Origin of the sequence: Pseudomonas sp. PS01298 (assembly GCF_029959745.1) — a bacterium.
GTDB lineage: Bacteria > Pseudomonadota > Gammaproteobacteria > Pseudomonadales > Pseudomonadaceae > Aquipseudomonas > Aquipseudomonas aylmerensis.
The window spans coordinates 1-4,817 of sequence record NZ_JASCPP010000203.1 but is presented as its reverse complement, the minus strand read 5'-3'; the positions used below and the strand labels follow the sequence as shown (position 1 = coordinate 4,817).

The window sequence follows — 4,817 nt, the reverse complement described above, 5'->3', positions numbered from 1 at the left end:
GCCCAGAGCCCAGAGCCCAGAGCCCAGAGCCCAGAGCCCAGAGCCCAGAGCCCAGAGCCCAGAGCCCAGAGAATTGTCGGAGGAGCAATCTCTGCCGTCTAGTCCACTAAGCAAGAAAAGTGACGGCGCAACCTCAATGGAGAGCGAAATGTGTTATGCACGGAAACTCTGTCTTGCGGCCAAGTCCCAAGTCATGGACATGTTCCAGGAAGCCCGGCTTGGCAAGGCCGTCGACCCAAGCACGACGTTGCCGCTGGTCGGAGAAATCGCTGCCTCGGTGCTGCGCCAACCTCATGCCCTCATCAGCGTCGCACGCATCAAAACGCACGACGATTACACCTACCTGCACTCGGTTGCCGTCTGCGCCCTGATGCTATCGCTGGCCCGGCATCTCGATCTAGACGAGGAGCAAACGCGCCTGGCTGGCATCGGCGGACTGATGCACGACCTAGGCAAGGCCGCGATGCCGCTGGAAGTGCTTAACAAACCAGGCAAGCTCACCGATGCCGAGTTCGCCATCATGAAGCGCCACCCTGTGGAGGGCGCAAAGATGCTGCGCGCAGGCGGGGCCGAGCCCGGGGTGGTGGACATTGCCCTGCACCATCACGAGAAGATCGACGGAACCGGCTACCCGGATCGCTTGGCCGGTGACGCCATTTCACTCCTGGCCCGCATGGGCGCAATCTGCGACGTCTATGATGCCGTGACGTCGGAGCGAGCCTACAAAAAGCCGTGGGACCCGTCCGCGGCGATGCGGCAGATGGCCAAGTGGGAGGGCCATTTCGACAAACGCATCTTCCACGCCTTCGTCAAGGCCGTGGGCATCTACCCCGTCGGCTCCTTGGTTCGCCTGTCCTCTCAGCGTCTGGCCGTTGTCGTTGAGCCGGGAATGGAATCACTGCTGACTCCCAAGGTTCGCGTGTTCTTCTCGCTACGCTCGAGAGAGCCGATCCCGATGCAGACCATCGACCTGGCGGCCACGAGTTGCAAGGACAGTATCACTGGCCCCGAAGACCCGACGCTCTGGAACTTCAAGAACCTCGACGACTTGTGGATGGAATAGCCCCCACAAAACGACGGCCCCGTGAGGGAGCCGTTGAACATCGTCGAGCGATGCCCGTCCAGGGAGGGATGGCCGAGCTCGATTCTCCAGAAGGTAGCTGGTGACACGAGTGTTGAGCCCACCCAACTAGGGTGACGGAAATTTCTGGGGTTCCGGCTTACATCCCCTTAGCCGACTGCTGACGATCTCGTTCGGTTCCGTTTCATCGCATGCTCGACAAGTATCCACAGAGCTTTTCTTTGTAAGCCTCCAACGCGTTTGTATTTGGAACACTGATCCAGGTCACCACCAACATCAGTTGGCTTATAAGATATTTTGGAAGGGCAGAAGCCAGACTGGGAACTACTAACTAAGTAAGTCACAGCCTGGACATTCTGTAAGCAGATTAAACGAAAGGCGGTAAATCAAGTGCGTGCGGAATTGTTTCCACCAGCCCACTTGTCACGGCCTTGAACGAAACTTCGAATCGCGTGCCGACCAAGTGTTCAAATGCTGTCGCGCTGAAGACGCTATAGAGTTCGTCGCGGGAGTACTTGGCAAGCACATCTTTTACTGATTGTTGAGACATTCGTGACACACCGGTGCCGAAGACATCACAGATAGCGCCGCGCGTAACCAAGAATGCCTCTGCGCCATGTTCCTCAGCCGGAACGTGATAATTAAGGTGCACGGCAATGGCGTGCGCCACCGTATCGGCATGCTCGCGCGCGAAGCCCTGGCCTAACAGGAAGTCTCGTGCGTGCACGCCACCGTTGACGGCGAAGCAACAGTCACACGGCCGCGGGTCAGCTGTGGGTGTTAAGCCGAGGTCGTGAAGCATGGCCGAGGCGAAACCGAGTTCACGGTCAAATTCGATGCCATCGTGCAACGCGATCATTGATCCGAAGTAGTAGGTGCGCCAGCAGTGTCGCATCAAAGTCGGCTTATACAAGTCCTGAACATAGGCGAGGGACTCTCTGACCATTTTGGTGTCAGGCGGTGAAAGGTCATCGATGGAAATGTACTTTGGATTCAGAAGGCCAAGTCGGTGGCGTTCTGCATCGAGCTTCTCTTGGCTAAAGATGTACTTCAAATTTTCGATGAGCTGGACTTGTTCGCTCTCACGGAGAATGCCTTTGGTGGATTCTCCCCATTCCACGGATCCGACTGAGACATCGAGTGCGCTTGTTGAGCTAGACACAATCTTCATTCTTGACTCCTGGACGTTTTCGTCACGGTGTTGCAACTACTACTTATTGCAGTTCAGCAAAATGCTGAAAGTAGCATTGATTTTTTACTGTCCTGCCGAAGCAAAATGGTCCGAGAACCTAGCTGGGTCTGCGCCCCGATTTTGCGACAGCTACCTGCGGGCTTTGGCGCTACCCGCATGAGACTGAGAATACGGGGGGAGGGTTGTCGCAACCATTGTCGATATCGACATAATCGGAGTCGATATCGACACTCGTCGCTTGCACTGCCTAACTGACTTCTATGACTTCGTGCGCTGTCGCCTGCTGCTCGCAGACTTATTCGAGCGGCCACTCAATATGCGTCTACACCTTGTAATGCAAGGCTCCGCGTACGGTCAGCGAAAGTACCGTGTGGATGCCTAAGCGGGTCGATCCGCTGAACGGTCATGAGCATCGATTGACAATAGGAGCGTACGCTCCTATATTTAATTCCACATAGGGGCATATGCTCCTATCGTGAATTAAGGGGCATATGCTCTAACCAATTGAGAGGATTACGAACATGAGCGCAGCGGATATTCTTGTAAGTGGTGCAACCGGGCGGACTGGCGCAGCGGCAATCGATGAGCTGCTCAAATTGGGCAAAAGCGTCCGCGCCTACGTGCGTTCGGACGACGACAGGGCTGCGGCTCTGCGCCAGCGCGGTGTTGAAATTGCTATTGGCGATTTCACCGATATCGATGCTATTCGTGCGGCGATGGAAGGAATTCGCTCGGCCTATTTCCTTTATCCACTGGCACCGGGAATCGTCGAAGGTGCAGCCTATTTTGCCCAGGCAGCGAAGGAGGCTGGGGTAACGGCAATTGTGAACATGTCGCAGATCTCCGCGCGCCGCGATTCCAAAAGTCATCTGGCGCAAGATCACTGGATCTCGGAGCGCGTTTTCGACTGGTCAGGCGTACCGACAACGCACCTTCGTCCCACTTTTTTCGCAGACTGGCTGGCGTATCCTCACTTTGCCAAAGAAATCTGGGCCACGAAAAAAATCGAGTTCCCTTTTGAAAATGGTCGTCACGCGCCTATTGCTACTGATGACCAAGGCAGGGTGATTGCCCATATTCTGGCCAACCCAACGGGGCACGAAGGAAAAATCTACAGCCTTCATGGCCCGGTCGAAATGAACCATACCGAAATCGCCGCCGCCATGAGCGAAGTTCTTGGCGCGGAAATCCAGTACGCACCGACATCAATCGAGGCGTTCGAGCATAAGATGGAGCATGAGTACAAGTTTCCACCAGCTCTCGTACAACACTTGGTCGAGGTTGCTCAGAACTACCGTGAAGGCGTCTTCGCAGGTGTGAACGATATAGTAGAGAAGGTTACTGGAACGCCCGCTCTGACGGTGCAGGCCTTCGTGGAAAAGTACCGCGACGTGTATGTGTGACTTGAATATTCAAGGCACAAAAAATCAAACAGTAGTGAAGAGGAAGTAGAGATGCTGCCGGTGAAACAACCCTTAGGGATCGACCATTGCAACTGTTCCGCCATTAGGAAGGCGAGCCGGCAGATCACCCGTTTCTATGATGCGCAACTCGAGCCTTCGGGGCTTCGAATTACTCAGTACCTTGCATTGGCAGCGCTTAATGAGTTGGGAAGTGCTGCAATCAATACCCTTGCTGAGCGGCTCGACATCGAACGCACGGCGATGGGAAAAATGACCGGCCTGCTGGAGCGCGATGGATTGATCTCGATCAGTCCTTCGCCATCCGATGCCAGGAGTCGCCTGGTTGAATTAACCGAGGCGGGGCGAGACTTGTTCGAAAGAACGGCGCCTCTATGGGAAGAGGCTCAACGGCAATTTGAGCTATTGAACGGCACGGAGCAAGTAAGCTCATTGCGGCAGGGGTTGGCTGCTGTGGTGGTCGGTGATATCGAGCGCGTTGTATAGAACGACTGAGTTATTGCGCCGCCTTCCAGGGCGAACCCGGGCACAACGATCAGCGATAAATTCCTCCGGGTCCTGTCTTCGTGCCAGTTAGCGGATCTGCGCAGTCACAAGTGAAGCTACGCCGCTCAATGATTCGAGCGTCGTTGCCTTCTCGTACAACCCATACTCCTCGGGCTGCCTGGATCGATTAAGCCAAAACGCTTGGAAACCGAACGCATGAGCCCCTACGGCATCCCACGCGTTGGAAGAGAAAAAAGCGATCTCTTTGGTGGACGATACATTCAGTGCTGCTACCGCAATCTCATAGGCTGCCGGATCCGGCTTGTAGATTTGTACCTGCTCAATGGAAAGGCACTCATCGAGTAGAATATCCAAACCCGCAGACTGAACCGCGCTTTCCAGCATCCGGGGAGATCCATTCGAAAGGATCGCTGTTCGTACGCCTGCTTCGCGAAGGCTGTGCAATGCTGCAGGGACTTCAGCGTAGGCGTCGAGCGTCAGGTAGCTTGTTAGGTTTTGTACGAAAAGTCGTTGTGGCTAAAATTGCCGCCATGACCGGTTGGAGGCCCGTATGGCAAGGCGTTACGAACTTTCTGATGCGTCATGGGAGCTGATCAAGGATTTGGTTTCTCCAGAA

The 4,817-nt window shown here is 55.1% G+C and carries 5 protein-coding genes; 3 read left to right on the top strand and 2 right to left on the bottom strand.

Annotation, left to right across the window (positions count from 1 at the left end; all coding sequences use genetic code 11):
* Positions 1-193: 193 nt before the first annotated feature.
* The gene (locus tag QMX97_RS31570; RefSeq protein ID WP_223198360.1) at positions 194-1,063 is read left to right on the top strand and encodes an HD-GYP domain-containing protein; all 870 of its coding nucleotides are present in this window, start codon (positions 194-196) and stop codon (positions 1,061-1,063) included.
* 385 nt (positions 1,064-1,448) lie between these two features.
* Here the strand turns inward: QMX97_RS31570 and QMX97_RS31565 are convergent, their stop codons facing one another.
* On the bottom strand, positions 1,449-2,252 hold the full coding sequence (locus QMX97_RS31565; protein WP_282365101.1) for an HD domain-containing protein: 804 nt from the start codon (positions 2,250-2,252) through the stop codon (positions 1,449-1,451).
* A 542-nt stretch (positions 2,253-2,794) separates the two neighbouring features.
* On the opposite strand from QMX97_RS31565, the gene QMX97_RS31560 reads away from it, so the two are divergent.
* Positions 2,795-3,676: an NmrA family NAD(P)-binding protein gene (locus tag QMX97_RS31560; protein ID WP_282365102.1), complete on the top strand. Its 882-nt coding sequence runs from the start codon at positions 2,795-2,797 to the stop codon at positions 3,674-3,676.
* Positions 3,677-3,727: 51 nt separating this feature from the next.
* On the top strand, positions 3,728-4,180 hold the full coding sequence (locus QMX97_RS31555; protein WP_282365103.1) for a MarR family transcriptional regulator: 453 nt from the start codon (positions 3,728-3,730) through the stop codon (positions 4,178-4,180).
* Between the two features lie 87 nt (positions 4,181-4,267).
* Here the strand turns inward: QMX97_RS31555 and QMX97_RS31550 are convergent, their stop codons facing one another.
* Positions 4,268-4,681, bottom strand: a complete 414-nt coding sequence (locus QMX97_RS31550; protein ID WP_282398212.1) for a haloacid dehalogenase type II — start codon at positions 4,679-4,681, stop codon at positions 4,268-4,270.
* Positions 4,682-4,817: the final 136 nt, after the last annotated feature.